The sequence below is a fragment of the Opitutales bacterium genome (assembly GCA_013215165.1).
Lineage (GTDB): Bacteria > Verrucomicrobiota > Verrucomicrobiia > Opitutales > JABSRG01 > JABSRG01.
Genome location: JABSRG010000050.1, coordinates 1 through 15,563, shown reverse-complemented (window position 1 = coordinate 15,563; position 15,563 = coordinate 1). Strand labels below are relative to the sequence as shown.

The following is a 15,563-nucleotide window of genomic DNA, read 5'->3' as shown; positions in this document are numbered from 1 at the left end:
TCGGATTGCATGAGCGCGCTGGATCATGCCAAAGCATACCTCCCAGTCGTAGAAATCCTTGGAGGGCGGCGCTTCGTCGCCGCCGAGACAGGACGCCCTGAATTAAGTTGCAGCCGAGCCACCCAGCCGGCTCGCGGCTTTGAGTGCTTATTGTAACCAAAATCACCACACCCCGTTTTCGCCTTCCTTGAGCGACTCCGCGAAACCGACGAGGAGCTTTACAGTGTTTTCCAAGTCTTCTAGATCGATGACCTCACTCGGTGTATGCATGTAGCGCAGGGGAATCGAAAGGACCGCTGATGCGACGCCTTGGCCAGCCATCTGAATGGCGCGTGCGTCGGTTCCCGTCGGGCGTGGTTCTGCCTCGACTTGATAGGGGATTTCTTTCGCTTCTGCTACTTTTACTAAGCGCTTGAACATAAAAGGATTGATATTGGGGCCACGTCCGATGATGGGGCCACCTCCCAATTTGAGCTTGCTGTGTTTGCGCGGGTCGGTGTCTGGGTGATCGGTGCCGTGCCCGACATCGACGGCGATGCCGAGGTCGGGCTGAATCGTTTCTGCTGCGGTAATGGCACCGCGGGTTCCGATTTCTTCCTGAGTCGTGCCGACTGAGACGACTTGGGCCTGCAAGTTCTCGGAATCTTTCAGGCGGCGGAAGGCTTCGAACACAGCGTAGGCACCGACTTTGTCGTCGAACGCGCGCGCAGTGGCAATAGATCCATACAAAATCTCGAAACCCATATCATAGACTGCTGGGTCGCCGATAGCTACGCGACTAAGCGCGTCTGCCTCATCCTTTGCGCCGATGTCGATCCAAAGCTCATGGATTTGCGGAACTTTCTTACGGTCCTCCGGCTTCATCAGGTGAATGGCACGTTTACCTGTAACGCCCTTGACGGGTCCATTTTCGGTGAGGATCACGATGCGACGGCCGGAGATGATACTCAAATCATGCCCACCGAGTACATCAAAATAGAGGAACCCGCGGGAATCGATATGCTTCACGATCAGGCCTAATTCATCGATATGGCCGGCCAGCATGAGCGTGGGATTTCCTGTGGGATTGAGCCGTGCGGTGCGGTTTCCCATGCGATCGCGCGCGTAGGCATCGGCGATCGGCTCAATGGTTGCGTCGAGCACGGCCTGTGCTTGAAATTCGTGACCGGTGGGCGACTGAGCTGCGAGGAGATTGGTTAGAAAGGCGGGTGCTTCAGGCATAGGTTATTCAGAGTCGTAGATGGCATCGTAGAGATCGTCGATGGGGTATTCCCAGATCTCAGATAGTGTTGGATGATACCAGTAAATTCCCTTGATGTCTTTCAAGGTCAAACCGAGTTGAACGGGAAGCGACAAAGCGTGAACGAGTTCGCCTCCGTCTTTACCGACGCACTCGGCTGCGAGGAGTTTACCCGTTTTCCGATCTGCCCAGATCTTCACGTAGCCATAGTTGGCCTCCATGAGAATGGATTTTCCATGGTCGTCGAACGGGTAATCGGCACTGATGACATCATATCCCTGTTCGCGGAGTTCGTGTTCCTGAGGGCCGATACGGCCGATCTGTGGGTCGGTGAAGATGACGTCGAAAGGACAGCTGTAGTCCATGGGCTTAGGCGTCTGTCCGAAGGCGTGGAGAGCAGCGGTCTCACCTTGTTTGACCGCCGTATGGACCACAGCATCGGGGCCAGTCACGTCGCCGGCAGCGTAGACTTTAGGATTGGTGGTAACCAGAAAGGGGTCTGCCTGAATCAGGCCGTTTTTTTGAACAGAGACTCCCGCCTTATCGAGGCCGAGGCCAGCTGAGTTGGGAACGCGGCCCAGAGCATTAAACAGATGTTTTGCTTCTACTGCATGTGACTCGCCTCCCGACTCGAAAGAGACGCGAATTCCTTGATCTGCGATTTCCTCAATGGCATGGATCTTGGTCCCGGTGAATAAGGCGATCCCCTCATCCCGGAAGGCTTGTTGCACGACTGAAGCGGCCTCCGCGCCCGCGTGTTTTAAGATATACTCGCTGCGTTGGATCAGGGTCACTTCTGTGCCCATGCGGTTGAGGAATTGAGCCAATTCAGCCGCTACAATTCCTCCTCCGAGGACAATCATCGATTCGGGTAAGTTATCGAGGTCTAACACATGATCACTCAGCAGCTGAGGCACAGAGTCGAGTCCAGGCACTGGCGGAGAGGAAATGATCGATCCGGTCGAGACAACGAAGTGATCCGCCGTAATCTGCGTGCCGTCATCAAGCTGGAATGTGTCCGCGTCGATGAACTCCCCACGTTGGCGATAGAGGGTGAATTTGCTGGTATCGAGGAGGTTTTTTTGACGATAATTTTTGAAATCGTCGATCATCGTCACTTTGCGCTCGTGGACTTTTTTCATGTTGGGCCGCGGCTCTGGCACTTCGATCCCAAAGGTCGCTGCGTGCTGGGCAAGGTGCATGACCTCGGCCATGTAGATGAGTGTTTTAGAGGGCATGCAGCCTTTGAGGATACAGAGGCCACCCAGCTCCTCAGAGTTGTCGATGATCGCGACATCGTCGGTAAATTGGCGCGCAGTGTTGGCGGCAGCATAGCCAGCGCTACCTCCACCGATGACGACGAATGTGTGATGTTTCATGAGAGATAGATAAACGAATTATAGGCCTTATTTCGAAAAACTGGATAGGGCATACGGCCAGCAAATACTCTGGGCGACTTCAGCAGCAACTTCGGTCGAACAGAGATGCTCCACGAGCACGAGACCAAAGCTGGTTGCAGTGCCGGCACCTTGAGATGTGAGGATCTTATCGGAGACGACGTGTGGAGAGGATTTCTGGACATTTTCTAGATCGGGCCAGACGGAAGGATGTGCCGTGACTGGACAGCCATTCAATATTCCTGCGGCTTTTAAAACGGTCGGTGCCGCGCAGATAGCTGCGATCGATCTGCCCGATTGCGCCTGTGTGCGCACCAATTCCAATATCGCCTCATTCTCTACGAGTGCCTTAATTCCCGGACCTCCCGGAATGAAGAGTAGGTCAAATTCCTTGCCCACTTGTTCAGCCAATAGGCAATCGGCCTGAAGCGTCAGTGCATTGCGCCCAGTCGCTAACGACGCTCCCGTAGATGCTGTAGTCACTTCCACGCCAGCCCGCCTCATTAAATCGACAGGGGCGACCAGTTCGAGCTCCTCCATATCGGGATGAATCAGGGCGAGGCAGGAGGGTGAGGAACGCGACATGACCGTGCATTAGTGCGTTCTTTTTCTGAGATCAATGGGATTATCGGATGGTGCAGAATTAGGGGGTGTTACTTCGATCTCAGCAGCCTGTATCAGTGAGAACTTCTATACGTAATATACAGTCTTTTGGCTGTAATTATCCCTGATACAATCTTGGTAGTCAACGGCTCGGCACTTTCGGCGAATTCCAGACGCAAGATCAATCCACAGCGAAGAACACTGTCGCCCTATGAGTGAATCGCTTTAGCTTTTATTGGGGATTCCCCGAATAAAGACCAACATCTCATCTATGTCGGGATCATAACCATCTGTTGCGTTCACACGGAGTATGGGTAGATCGGTTCGTGGTGGCTGATGGTCGCCAGGCTTCGGAACGGATTGTCCGTCTCTTGCAGCTTTGGCTACCTTATCGTTATGGTAGTAGACGAATTTAGGGTCGGTTTTGTCGCGTGCGATTCGGCGCTGCATCGTAGTGTTGCTGTCTACTTCCAGGTATACGATCCGGATATCGGCAAGCTTGCGCAATCTCTCCAATTGAGGGGCCCAAAGATTGTGCTGAAAGGCTGCTTCGATCACTAGGGAAAAACCTTTCTCCAGGGCGAGGTGTAGAACTTCGAAGTAGGCGTGATAGACGGTTAGATTTATATTCTCTGATTCGGCAAGTCCACGATCCAGGGAATTCACGTAGCCTTCCTTAAACTGATCACGGCTGAGGAGTGGCGTGTAGAGCTTTTGTGAAAGCAGAGTAGCAAGCGTGGTTTTTCCTGAACCGGGCTTTCCGTTGATAATGACTAATTGCGAAGCTGGCATGATGAGTCCAATTGTCACCTAAAGATTTGATATCAAGAGGTTTGTGGCCGGTGATAAAATTTAAATTATCGGGCTTGTATGTCTTTCTAGAAATGGCGAATAATTACAAATGAAGCAGATTTTCACCCCGGCTAAATTGGCATTATTATTGTCATTAATGCCTGTGCTCGAGCTATTTGCTCTCACCGATGAGGAGGCGGGAGTGCTGGATGCGATTGGCGATACGGATGTGCTCTTTTGGGAGCCTGAACAGCGTCCGATCGGGTTGCGGAACATGCATCATCTAAAGCCGGTGCGAGCGATCATGGCTGGTGAGGATGGCTCGGCGTTACCGGAAGGGTCGATTGCTTTAGAGGATTTTAGTTACCCACATGATGAGAGTTTGTTTACTCTAGATGACTACTTGGAGCGTAATGCGGTGACTGCTCTTTTGGTTTGGAGTGATGGCGAGTTGCTTACGGAGGTGTATCGATTGGGACACAGCGCTGAGACGCGCTGGAATGGATTCTCTATAGCGAAGTCGATGCTGGGACTGCTCTTGGTGCGTGCGGTTGAGCTGGAGGTGTTATCAAGTTTGGATGAGCCATTGATTAACTTTTTGCCGGAGCTGCGAGATTCGGCTTATGCTGAAGCACGATTAATTGACTTGATGCGGATGAGTTCCGGGGTCGCTTGGAATGAGGACTACGTGGATCCGCAGTCCGATGTGAGCCGTCTGGCAGAGTTTACTGCAAAGGGTGGCATGGACGGGCTCATCCACCACATGCGCACGCTGCCTCAGGTTGCTCAGCCGACGGAGCTCTATAATTATAATACTGGGGAGATTTATCTGTTGGGAGCAGCTTTGTCCGCTGCCGCGGGTAAAGACTTGTCGACACTCCTTTCTGAATGGCTGTGGCAACCGTTGGGTATGGAATCGGATGCTTGGTGGATGTTGAATCAGCCGGATGGGCTGGAAACTGCCGGTTGTTGCATCGCAGCGACGCCTCGCGATCTGCTACGCTTAGGGCGTCTGGTTCTCGATAACGGTCGCGCGCCCGATGGTAAGCCGATTTTAGGCATCCAGTCGCTCGACGCATTGTTCGAGCCCACTGAAGCTAATTCTCGCTACGGAGCTCTCTGGTTTCGCGACGGCGATCAGGCTGTGTTTGCCGCGGGAATTTTTGGTCAGTTGCTCTATATCGACCTTCAAAGTGATGTTGTCGTGGTGATCAATAGCAGTTGGGACGGGGCTCTTCCACCAGAGCGCGCAGCTGAGCGCAACGTGTTTACTCAGCGATTAGTTGAGTATATCCGCTGATCTTTGATTGGAGGTTTGTATCCGTGGTTCGGTTGGACGTATGGGTTTGTCCCTGGGAAGTCTGTTTTGATTTGTGGCTGAGCTGCTCTGTTAGCTCGCGGGTTTGGCTTCGATTTGAACGGCAAAAGATAACCGCTTCTACATCTGCGGATTGTTTATCTATTCATTCCTTCATCCATCTTTGGAGAAGCGTCAGGTCGCGTGCGAGTGGACTTTCGAACTCTATAGTTTCGCCTGTTTCCGGATGCGGGACGCTCAGATGCCAGGCATGGAGAGCTTGCCGGTCGATGGGGATGTGCAGTGGGCGGCCATCGGCATCCATATACTTTGTGTGATAACCTCGATCACCGAGTAATGGAACGCCTGCGGATGCTGCCTGAAGACGAATTTGGTGTTTAAGCCCGGTTTCGAGTGTGAGTTTGAGCTTTGAAAAGACGGCAACGGGACCGCGTTTGAGGGTTTGTGATATCCAATAATGGGTCACCGCGCGGGTGCTTGTTTCAGACGGTTTTCCAGCGACTTGTTGATCGCCGCGGTGATCGAGTTCAAGATGGTTGACCCAGGTGCCTTGGCGCTCGGGTAAGGTGCCCTCGACAAAGGCAATATATTGGCGATCAATCTCTCCAGCGCGCAGGGACTCAATGAGCGCGGAGCGCGCTGCATCGCCGACAGCAAAACAAATGAGTCCGCTCGTGAAACGGTCGAGTCGGTGGACGGGTTGAATCGGCAGACGGGTTTCTCCACGCAGAATGTCGAGAGCAGATTGGGCTTTCACGCCCTCGGCAGGCACTGAGAGGAGTCCAGCCTCTTTATCTGCGACAAGGAGGTGCTCATCGACGTGCACCAAGCGCAGACGTGTGTCGCGGATCTTGAAGTCAGTTGTCTTTCCTCGACGACCGCTGGCGTCAGTCTTCTTGACGGTCTCTCCCAATTGGAGACGGTCCCCAGGGTCGCTACAGACCTCGTGGAATTTGTTCACGGGTTTGCCGTCCAGCGTGACGCGACCATCGGCGAACCAGCCCTTGAGGCGCTTAAGCGGTGAGTCTGGGAAGCGATCGTGCAACCAATCTAGAAGTCGGCGCTGTTCAGAAGATTCTGGCATGAGCGCGAGCTTGCATAAAGTGGGGAGTAAATCGAGCCCGCGAATATGTGCACTCGACGGAAAATGAATTCCACAATTCTCCCTTATATGATCCCCTTGAATCCATGGCTGATAATATGACGCGTTGCTTTGGGAATGGTGTGGGGAAGGAGTTCTATGCCGCTTATCACGACGAAGAGTGGGGCGTGCCGGTCCACGACGATCGCACGCTCTTTGAGATGCTAATTCTTGAGGGAGCTCAGGCGGGATTGAGCTGGGAGACGGTGCTCAGAAAACGCGAGGGTTACCGGGCGGCTTTCTACCATTTCGATGTGGGGAAGGTGGCTCAGATGACGGATGCGGAACTGGAGGCGCAGCGCCAGAATCCCGACATTATTCGTAACCGACTGAAGATTTATGGGACGCGACAAAACGCGCGCATATTTTTGAAAATACAGGAGGAGTTCGGGAGCTTTGATAGCTATTTGTGGCGTTTTGTAGATGGGGAGCCCATCATCAATCACTGGAAGGATTTTGAGGAAGTCCCGGTCTCCACGCCGATCAGTGATGCCTTATCTAAGGATCTCAAAAAACGCGGGATGACCTTTGTGGGAACGACGATTATGTATGCCTATATGCAGGCGGTTGGACTTGTGGACGACCATTTGGAGAGCTGCTGGAAGCGAAGTGAAGCGGAGTGATAGTTTCTATTCAGAGAAATGGATAAATCCACCCCCGGGGGTCTGACTTTTAGGCAAAACATCCCTACCGTTTTTGAGAGTTAGATCGTATTTATTTTGGAACGGATGGCTGGTCCGTCCTGTGAATCCCACCGACTGAATTTATTTTTTCGTCTTACTCTTTGAACTAGACCGGATCTTCATCAGCGCGTCAATTTCATGCACCATACCAGCGATCTCTTCGGCCTGTCCGTGGAGTGTAGTCGCTACATTTCTTATGGACTCTGTTGTGGCGTTGCGATCGCTGGTAATCTTATCTACTTCGCTGACTGATTCAGCTACCTGATTGACGCCCTCTACCTGTTGGTCACAGCTGGTAGCAATCTCTGAGACGTAGCCAAATGCACGTTCTGAATCCTCTGTGATCCGCATGAGGTCTTCCGACAATTGGCTAGCTATGTTGAAGCCGTTGTCGCCGTTTTTGAGTGCTTCTCCGATCAGCACAGAAGTTTTCTGAGCGGCTTGGGCACAAGATTGAGCTAGGGTGCGGACTTCATCTGCATCTACGGCAAACCCTTGGCCTGCCTCGCCAGCTCGTGCGGCTTCTACTGCTGCGTTCAGGGCAAGAATGTTGGTTTTGAAGGCGATTTCATCGATGGTTTTGATAATGTTGGAAATCGCTTCATGAGAGCCTTTGAGCGTAGTCATTGCATCAGACAGTTCACGCATTCTGGCTGAGCCTTCTTCTGAGGCCTTTTTATTGGATTGGGATATATCGCGGGCCTCGCTACTGCGCTCTCTTCCGGATTTGGTCATGCCAGAAATTTCTTCCATGGCTGAGCTGATTTCCTGAACGGACTCCACTTGTATATCAGAACCTTTTGCCAGTTCACTCGTAGAATCGTTGAGTGCGCTGACGGTATCGAAAAGGCTGTTTCCAGTATCCACAAGGCGGTCGGTGACAATCGCTTGAGCTTTTATCGAACGGTTGAATTTCCATGCGATCAGCGTCGTTGGCACGGTTTCCAAGACAACGAATAGAGCGTGGACAACCACAATACCGAAGGCTGCCTCGTAGTTGAAAAGGCTGGATGGTAGCAGAAAGAAAAAGGCCACGTGGTGGACGGCGATCGTGGCAGCGTTAATGATCAAAGAGATCGGACAAGCTAGGGCGATTAGAACGCCGAGCATGGCAAAGACGTGAAAGTGCATTTCGATCATCCCGCGTCCTAGGTGGATCAGGAGTCCGGACATGCAGGCGAAACTGAAGGCGATGAGATAGCTGGTGATTCGGCCGCTGCTGTTGAGCGCAAATGCGATTGTGGGGCCAATACTGATGGCGAGTCCAAGGGCAAATGCTTCAATCGGGCTTGTTTTGAAGAAATAGGTGATGCCGGCAAAAACGGGCACATGTAGCCAAAGTAATATAAGGAGCGCACGATGGACGCGCTGGTAATGGTTTTTCTCGAAAGCAGAAATCATAATTGGCAGATGTGTGTGGCCTTTGGGGTCCGTTTTACATGTTGATGGGAATGAAGGTGAGCTGGCTTTGTAGTCGTGTAGAGGTAGCGCATCCAAATGCGGGAAGGGTGTCGGGCTGATGGTTTTCCTTTACTTCGTTGAGGAGCGTTAAGTCTTGAAAGTCTGATGAGCTTCGTACGGGCGTTGCCGCATACCCTCCACTATAACGCACAGCGCCGCTCGCGTCTGCGATCATAAGCCACGGTCCAGCACTTACACCATAGGTCGCTTCCACTTCGTCCGCATCCCAGGATTCAATCGCCCAGTCTGTCCCCTCAAACAAGGCGTCTATCCTGGGATCTTGGCCAGCGATGATTATGCGCTCAGTTTGGTCTGGCTGTGGTAGGCGTTCTTTTAGGTATTCTGCTGCCGTCAGAGAGCATCCGCAGTGGGGACTGAGGAAGTGTAGAATGTGAAACGTGTCAGAATCTGGTGCCGCTTTTATGGGTATGGTGCTCGCTTCAAAAGCGGCGGGCATAGGTAAGTAGTGCTTGCCGACAGTTTGGATCATCACCGCGCTCAAGCCGCAGACCCAAAAAGATATGGCTACGATGGTTATTGTTTTTTTCAGCACCACGCTTCAAAGGTCGCGCGTGTCTTTAAGATATGGAGAGAGATTTTAGAAAATCGATATCACTGTATCACCATGGCAGTATAGTTTCCCTCTTTGACCTCGAAGGCCTGCCATTTCTCTCTGTCCTCGGATTCAGGAAACTGAGTGCCGGTTGCGATAATTTGGAGCTGAGGCATGGCGCCCAGGAGTTTCCAAAACTGATTGCGCCGTGTTGGATCAAGTTCGGTTAAGATATCGTCGGCGAGCAGAATAGGTTGGCGTCCGGTCTGCGCTAGAATCCATTGCATCTCGGCAAACCGTAAAGCAAGGACAAGCGCCCGTTGCTGACCTTCGGACGCCTGCTGGTCGGCAGGGTTGTCGTTAATCAGTATTTTGAGATCATCTCGATGGGGCCCCCGTTGGGTAGAGCCTACAATCTGGTCGCGTTGTAGGGATTCGCTGACACACATTTCCCAAAATGAACGCGTTTCGATGTTGGCGTTGGGCGCATAGACTAATCCCGGCTCTTCTTTGCCCTGGGCAATGACTTTATATACATCAGCGACCACCTGGCTCAGGGCTGAAATGGCTTCGGCTCGTTTTTGCATCAGTGTCCATGCTGAAGGGACCCAAACGGCGTCAAAAGCCTTCATTTGGGCACCATCTTTGCCGAGCTTGAGGAGTTTATTACGCTCGGCCAATGCCAGTTGGCACTTTTGGTGGGCTTGCATGTAGACCGCGTCAGTCGAGACCAGGAGATTGTCTAAAAACCGTCGCCGTTCACTGGGGCCACCACGAATTATCTGAATATCGTGTGATGCCATGGTGACCGAGTTGAACCGGCCAATGAAGTCGGACATGCGCGCTACCGGCTGGTCGTCGATGGCGACCGAGCGCTTTTTTTGAGTCATCCGAATCAAGGCGCTCGTCTGGCCTTGTTGTTCATGGTTCCACATCGCATAGATCGCAGCCTCGTTTTCTCCATTACGTATGAGGGCATGGCGCTGAGAGGTGCGGAAAGAACGGAGGGATCCAAAGAGGCTGACTGCTTCAAGTAAATTAGTTTTGCCCTGTCCATTGGGGCCTTCGAGGAAAATGCGCGGATGGCCGCACGCGAGTTCTGCTGACTCGATATTACGAAAATTTAATAGGCGAATCGCTTCGAGATGCATCAGCTTATGGCAGGCGTAGCTCTTGTCCGACGCGGAGGGCGGATGGATTACTCAGGCGATCTCGATTGGCGTTATAGATATCCATGTAGCGCGATTGGCTACCATAGACCTTCATAGCAATCCGAGTCAGTGTATCTCCCGACTGAACCACGTAGGTCCCTCCGGCTTGAGGTGTTTCTGGCTCAGGCTCGGCAGTTACCCCAGAGGTGGGACGCGGCGCTGCCCAAAAATCTGCTGCCGCCTGGCCAGATGCGGCCTGAGCTGCGTCTGTGGCGACCGGTTGCCCTTGAAGTTCAGCAATTGTCTGAGAGAGCTGAGTATGTTGCTTACGTAGATTGAAGAGTTCCTGTTTTAGCTCCTTGTTCTCGTGCTTGAATGTATCGAGCAAGTCGAGCAAGTCGACACGGTCGCTCGAATTGAAAACGTCGGGGCCCTCAAGTTGCTGAAGGAAGAGTTTCTTTGCTGTGTCTCTCCGATCTTCCACACGAGGCGCAATGCTGGCAGTCGGTGCCTGTTCAAGAAACTTGTTATAGTGATAAATCGCCTGGACTGGATCCTTTACCGTGTTCAGGAAAATTTCGCCAATTTCGAAATGCGACTCAGGGGCCACATCGCGTTTATCTAGAACACGCATAAAGGCTGCCATGGCTTCCTCAGGCCGGCCTTGATCGAGCATTTGCTTGCCGCGTTGATAATTGGCTTCGTCGGTTTCATTGATGGGTCCGTGTTCAATACCAGAGCAGCCCGCCCAAAGGATTAGGCAGCAGAGTGCGGTGGAGAGACGAAATAGAGATGCAGGCATGATGGTATTTGGAAAATGAATGAGTGGTGGTCAATGGTCCCAAGGCATACGGACTTCTTCACGAGGATGCTCCCAGATCTCAAATTGTTCAAAAAACTTTCCGGGATTCAGGATATTATTGGGGTCGAAAGTTTTTTTGACAGCTTGCATGATGGCCAATTCGGCAGGGTTGTGCTGGATCTTTAGGAATGGGCTCTTTGCGAGGCCAACACCGTGCTCTCCGGTAATGACTCCGCCTAATTCGATGATTTTATGCATCAAGCGCTGAATCCCGTCCTGGGCGCGAGCTTTTTGATCAGGGTCGCCGCGGTCGTACATGATGTGCACGTGAAAGTTTCCGTCCGCTGCGTGACCAAAGGTCGGTGTGGCGAGTCCAATAGTTGCTTTGAGCTCTAATGTGTATGCGATCAACGCCTTTTGGGCTGCAAGCGGGACCACTACGTCTTCATTCAGCTTCGTGTCACCTGCCTGAAACATGGCTTGGGAGCAGGCGCGGCGAATTTTCCAGAGAGCAGCTTCCTCATCCTCATTTTCCGAGGGCCAGAGCGTCCCGGAAGCGCGCGCGGCAAGAATGGGTCTGAGACGGTTGAACTGATCTTCCAGCGCATGGGCATCACCATCAATTTGCAGCAAAAGAATGGGCGACCGGGGTACACGCTTTGCCAGTTCCTTGGCGTCGGGGCTGTGCGCGAGTTTGCTCCAAAACTGGTGGGCACATTCAATCGACTGACGATCTAAAAATTCTAAACACGCCGGTACGATCTGCGCATCGAGAATGTCGCGGACGGTATCGAGTGCGGCCATTTCATCCGCATAAGGCACCACGATGGAGCGGGTGAATGGGGGAGCGGGTATCAGACGCAACGCAGTCTGGGTGATGACCCCCAACGTGCCCTCAGAGCCAATCCAGAGGTCCTTGATGTTGTAACCCGATACATATTTGCGGAGGTCGCCCCCCCATTTGACGGCTTCTCCGGTGGGTAGAAATCCTTCGAGTCCGAGCACATAGTCGCGGGTGACTCCGTATTTTGCCCCGCGCATTCCGCCCGCATTACAGGCAATTGCTCCGCCGATTGTGCAGTATTTTTTCGAGCCTGGGTCGGGTGGAAACATGAGACCATGTTTACGCGCTTCCGCGTCGATCGCTTCGACCGCGGCACCCGGTCCGGCGTAAGCGATCATGGCGGTGGGATCGATGCGGATATCATCCCAAGCAGACATATCGAGCACCCAGCCCCCCTCAATTGGGCAGCTCGCCCCGGTAGTCGCCGATCCGGCTCCTCGGGGGGTGATGGGAATGCGGTGCTCGTTGGCTAGCTTAAGGACGCTTTGAATTTCGGCGCCGTTGTTTGGCTTTAAGACGGCCTCTGGCATACTCGAGATGCGGAGGTTGTCCATGGATGCGCGGTAGCGAGATACGTCATCCAAGACGATCTCTAGTTGGGGGCAAGCAGCGCGCAAAGCATCGATCATCATTGTCCAAGATGACTCACACATGGTAGTGCATTAAGTCCGCTACTTAGTTAGCCTTTTCCTTTATTAGTTCTCTTCTTCGGCAAAGCAGCCTCAGAGAATCCATCATGTTCCACAGCGATCAGAACAATCGGATAAGTTTGAGCCTCGCGAAGCTCTTTTTCAACATAGCGGACAGCGTAGGAATAGTTTGCTACTCTGTCAGTGAGACGATACTCAAAATCGTCTGAAGGAATGACAATTACTCCAACATCAATGTGGCTATCCTGAAGGTTATTCCTGGTGTGGACTATGTCTCTTGCAAGGAGGTCGCTGCGGCCAGAAACTTGAACCTCCACTCCGATTCGAGATACGATCGTCTGATTGTAGCGGAATCGCTTGATCCAATCAATGTCACCGCTCTTCGACTGAACCCACTCCATGTGCTTATCGAATTTGGCGTCGATCATCTCACGAACGACGCCAGCACTATTCGCCTGCTTCTTGTCTAGTACGCGGATATCGGTGGAAATTAGAATTTCTTGAAGTTCAAGAAATATATGTGCCAGTCCTAGCCGACATACCTTCTCTCTCGACCCTCCGTAAAACTTGATTTTGCTTATCTTCATGGATGAATAAATCAGTAGTATCGAACTCGGGTTCTAGTGTTGCTGAAAAGCTAAACTCTTCTTCAATTCGTTTTCGAATATGTGCGGAGTCGTAGAGCTCGGTCCCGACCCAATTTCTATTGTGTTTCTCAGCTGCCTGGAAAGTAGAACCTCCTCCTCCGAACGGATCAAAAACTAAATCACCGGGTTCGGTAGATATCAGAATTGCCCTTTCGGGAATGATCAGCTTGAGTTCATTCACTCCAGATCGGACTTTAAATTTACGGTGTCGATTTGGGGAAGTATCGGTCCAGACATTTGAAAGGTTCACACCTTCGGGATTCATTTTGTTCCGGTGTCCTCCATAATCACGAATTTCCTTGCCACAGTGTCTACAAGTCTCAATCGGGAGTCTGAGCTTGTTGAATACACGCGGTACACCGCGTGTGTAATAGAGCAGCGCATAGTGAGCTGGATATAATTTTTTCCCTCGCGGGAAGGTCCCCTTCATCGTTACAGAAATCCAGTGCCGAAAATTCAAACTTTCTCCCATGATTGGTGAAAATTGAACCGCCAATTCTGGAGTGGCGTCGAGGAAAAAAGCACCACCTGGCTTGATCACTCGGCAACACTGTTCAATCCACTCTCGGCACCACTTCATATATTCACTTTGGGAAACTCGGTCATTATATCCATTCTTGTAGTCTTTACCTATGTTGAAGGGGGGATCAGCGAAAATGGTATCAACGACGCCAGATTTCAAACCACGTAAGATCTCAAGACAGTCTGTGTCGAAAAGAGCACCGCGGGAGGTAGTGAAAAAAGGCTGATTCATCCGAAAATCTGTGGCTTTAGAAATACGCTGTCGAGTCGTGGTTATTAGGGCAATAAATACCTGAGCAAACCTGATCAGGCATTTAAAGCAAATAGGAGACTGTTTCGATGACATTTCAGATTGAAATGATGAAGCGGGCCCACCATCGCTTGGGGCATGTCTGTTACTGGAGAGTCACTGAGCAACGATACGGAGAAGCGTAGTATCTGGAAATTCATCGGTCCAGGCCTCTGTATGGCGGGTGCGGCGATCGGTGTATCCCACATCATGCAGTCCACGCGAGCTGGAGCGCATTACGGTTTCGCGTTGGTGTGGCTGGTGGTTCTTGTGAATATTTTGAAATACCCAGCCTTTAAATTTGGCCATTGGTTTACGGCCTCGACTGGGAAATCGCTCATCGATGGCTATCGTGGTTTGGGCAAGGGGCAATTGGCGCTGTTTCAAATCGTCTGCACCGTGACAGGAATCGGCAGTATTGGTGCAGTGTCTTATGTAACGGGCGCATTGGCTTGGGGTATGGTCGGGCAGTGGGGCACCATTGAGGGCTGGAGCTTGGGAATCATGATCTTTTGTGCGACGATGCTCATCGCCGGGCACTATCATTTGCTAAACGATATCGTGAAATACATCATGATCTTGCTCGCTGTGGCGACCTTGTTTGCCTTCGGAGCAGCCCTTGTGCACGGACCGGTGGCAGCGCCAGAGTTTGAGGGCCCGAATCCTTGGACTTTGGTAGGTTTTGGCTTCATTATCGCCTTACTCGGCTGGATGCCGGCACCGATTGAAGTATCGGTCATGCAATCGCTTTGGGTGCAAGCTAAGCAGCGGGACGATAACCAGCCCATGACCAAGCGTGAGGCTATGGTCGATTTCAACATCGGTTACATCCTAACGATGGTGCTCGCCGTAGTGTTTGTATCGCTCGGGGCACTCGTGATGTTTGGTAGCGGGACTGAGTTTGCCGCAAGTAACGTTGGCTTTACCAACCAGCTAACCGAGCTCTACACGACGCACTTGGGCGGCTGGATTCATCCGATTATCTCCTTTGCTGCGTTCACGGCGATGTTTTCTACAACCATTACGGTGATCGATGGCTACACACGCTGTTTGTCTGAGGGACTGTTGACGCTCTTTCCGGGTATCAAACTAGAGAAGAGGCCTTCGCATAATATCTGGCTAGTCATCGGCACTGTGGCTGGGGCTATCATTATCTTTATGGCTAGCAACGATCCCAGTAGCCTGACCCGGCTCGTCGATATCGTGACGGTGCTCGCCTTCCTCACAGCCCCCTTCTTTGCGGCTCTTAATCACTGGGTTGTCTTTGGTAAACAGATGACTGAGGCCACGCGGCCCAGCAAAGCTTCCTGGTTACTCAGCTGGGCAGGGTTGATTTTTCTGACGGTATTTAGCGTAGTATATATCTACAGCCGTTGGATCCATCCGGTGTGAATCGTATGTGAAGTCCTGATTTCCGGTTGTCAGTTTTGATTCGTTGTTGGGTGATTTGTCTTCTGGTTAATTTGTGGA

At 52.0% G+C, this 15,563-nt stretch carries 16 protein-coding genes; 4 read left to right on the top strand and 12 right to left on the bottom strand.

Annotation, left to right across the window (positions count from 1 at the left end):
- The first annotated feature begins 9 nt into the window (after nucleotides 1-9).
- A complete protein-coding gene (locus HRU10_11375) occupies nucleotides 10-156 on the top strand; it encodes a hypothetical protein (protein NRA27832.1) in 147 nt (48 codons plus the stop codon).
- Nucleotides 157-162: 6 nt separating this feature from the next.
- On the opposite strand, the gene HRU10_11370 is transcribed toward HRU10_11375, so the two are convergent.
- The 4 genes from HRU10_11370 to HRU10_11355 form a co-directional block, all read right to left on the bottom strand.
- Nucleotides 163-1,221, bottom strand: coding sequence for a M20/M25/M40 family metallo-hydrolase (locus HRU10_11370; protein NRA27831.1), 1,059 nt, complete (start codon nucleotides 1,219-1,221; stop codon nucleotides 163-165).
- Between the two features lie 3 nt (nucleotides 1,222-1,224).
- On the bottom strand, nucleotides 1,225-2,619 hold the full coding sequence (locus HRU10_11365) for an FAD-dependent oxidoreductase (GenBank protein NRA27830.1): 1,395 nt from the start codon (nucleotides 2,617-2,619) through the stop codon (nucleotides 1,225-1,227).
- A 27-nt stretch (nucleotides 2,620-2,646) separates the two neighbouring features.
- A complete protein-coding gene (locus tag HRU10_11360) occupies nucleotides 2,647-3,222 on the bottom strand; it encodes a DJ-1/PfpI family protein (protein ID NRA27829.1) in 576 nt (191 codons plus the stop codon).
- 243 nt (nucleotides 3,223-3,465) lie between these two features.
- Nucleotides 3,466-4,032, bottom strand: a complete 567-nt coding sequence (locus HRU10_11355) for an ATP-binding protein (GenBank protein ID NRA27828.1) — start codon at nucleotides 4,030-4,032, stop codon at nucleotides 3,466-3,468.
- Nucleotides 4,033-4,189: 157 nt separating this feature from the next.
- On the opposite strand from HRU10_11355, the gene HRU10_11350 reads away from it, so the two are divergent.
- Nucleotides 4,190-5,332, top strand: a complete 1,143-nt coding sequence (locus tag HRU10_11350) for a beta-lactamase family protein (protein ID NRA27827.1) — start codon at nucleotides 4,190-4,192, stop codon at nucleotides 5,330-5,332.
- A gap of 163 nt (nucleotides 5,333-5,495) precedes the next feature.
- On the opposite strand, the gene HRU10_11345 is transcribed toward HRU10_11350, so the two are convergent.
- Nucleotides 5,496-6,434: an RluA family pseudouridine synthase gene (locus HRU10_11345; GenBank protein ID NRA27826.1), complete on the bottom strand. Its 939-nt coding sequence runs from the start codon at nucleotides 6,432-6,434 to the stop codon at nucleotides 5,496-5,498.
- A gap of 116 nt (nucleotides 6,435-6,550) precedes the next feature.
- Between HRU10_11345 and HRU10_11340 the strand changes: the two genes are divergently transcribed.
- Nucleotides 6,551-7,114: a DNA-3-methyladenine glycosylase I gene (locus tag HRU10_11340; GenBank protein ID NRA27825.1), complete on the top strand. Its 564-nt coding sequence runs from the start codon at nucleotides 6,551-6,553 to the stop codon at nucleotides 7,112-7,114.
- 141 nt (nucleotides 7,115-7,255) lie between these two features.
- Here HRU10_11340 and HRU10_11335 read toward each other — a convergent pair whose 3' ends face one another.
- From HRU10_11335 to HRU10_11305, 7 genes are read right to left on the bottom strand one after another with little or no spacing between them, the layout of a single operon-like run.
- Nucleotides 7,256-8,575: a hypothetical protein gene (locus HRU10_11335; GenBank protein NRA27824.1), complete on the bottom strand. Its 1,320-nt coding sequence runs from the start codon at nucleotides 8,573-8,575 to the stop codon at nucleotides 7,256-7,258.
- Between the two features lie 34 nt (nucleotides 8,576-8,609).
- The gene (locus HRU10_11330) at nucleotides 8,610-9,191 is read right to left on the bottom strand and encodes a hypothetical protein (GenBank protein ID NRA27823.1); all 582 of its coding nucleotides are present in this window, start codon (nucleotides 9,189-9,191) and stop codon (nucleotides 8,610-8,612) included.
- A gap of 56 nt (nucleotides 9,192-9,247) precedes the next feature.
- The gene (gene recF, locus HRU10_11325) at nucleotides 9,248-10,339 is read right to left on the bottom strand and encodes a DNA replication and repair protein RecF (protein ID NRA27822.1); all 1,092 of its coding nucleotides are present in this window, start codon (nucleotides 10,337-10,339) and stop codon (nucleotides 9,248-9,250) included.
- A gap of 4 nt (nucleotides 10,340-10,343) precedes the next feature.
- The gene (locus HRU10_11320) at nucleotides 10,344-11,141 is read right to left on the bottom strand and encodes a LysM peptidoglycan-binding domain-containing protein (GenBank protein ID NRA27821.1); all 798 of its coding nucleotides are present in this window, start codon (nucleotides 11,139-11,141) and stop codon (nucleotides 10,344-10,346) included.
- Nucleotides 11,142-11,171: 30 nt separating this feature from the next.
- Nucleotides 11,172-12,638: an FAD-binding protein gene (locus HRU10_11315; GenBank protein NRA27820.1), complete on the bottom strand. Its 1,467-nt coding sequence runs from the start codon at nucleotides 12,636-12,638 to the stop codon at nucleotides 11,172-11,174.
- A 26-nt stretch (nucleotides 12,639-12,664) separates the two neighbouring features.
- The gene (locus tag HRU10_11310; GenBank protein NRA27819.1) at nucleotides 12,665-13,222 is read right to left on the bottom strand and encodes a hypothetical protein; all 558 of its coding nucleotides are present in this window, start codon (nucleotides 13,220-13,222) and stop codon (nucleotides 12,665-12,667) included.
- On the bottom strand, nucleotides 13,143-14,036 hold the full coding sequence (locus tag HRU10_11305) for a site-specific DNA-methyltransferase (protein ID NRA27818.1): 894 nt from the start codon (nucleotides 14,034-14,036) through the stop codon (nucleotides 13,143-13,145). Before HRU10_11305 ends, HRU10_11310 begins: the two co-directional genes overlap by 80 nt.
- Nucleotides 14,037-14,192: 156 nt before the next feature.
- Between HRU10_11305 and HRU10_11300 the strand changes: the two genes are divergently transcribed.
- Nucleotides 14,193-15,485, top strand: coding sequence for a divalent metal cation transporter (locus tag HRU10_11300; GenBank protein NRA27817.1), 1,293 nt, complete (start codon nucleotides 14,193-14,195; stop codon nucleotides 15,483-15,485).
- Nucleotides 15,486-15,563: the final 78 nt, after the last annotated feature.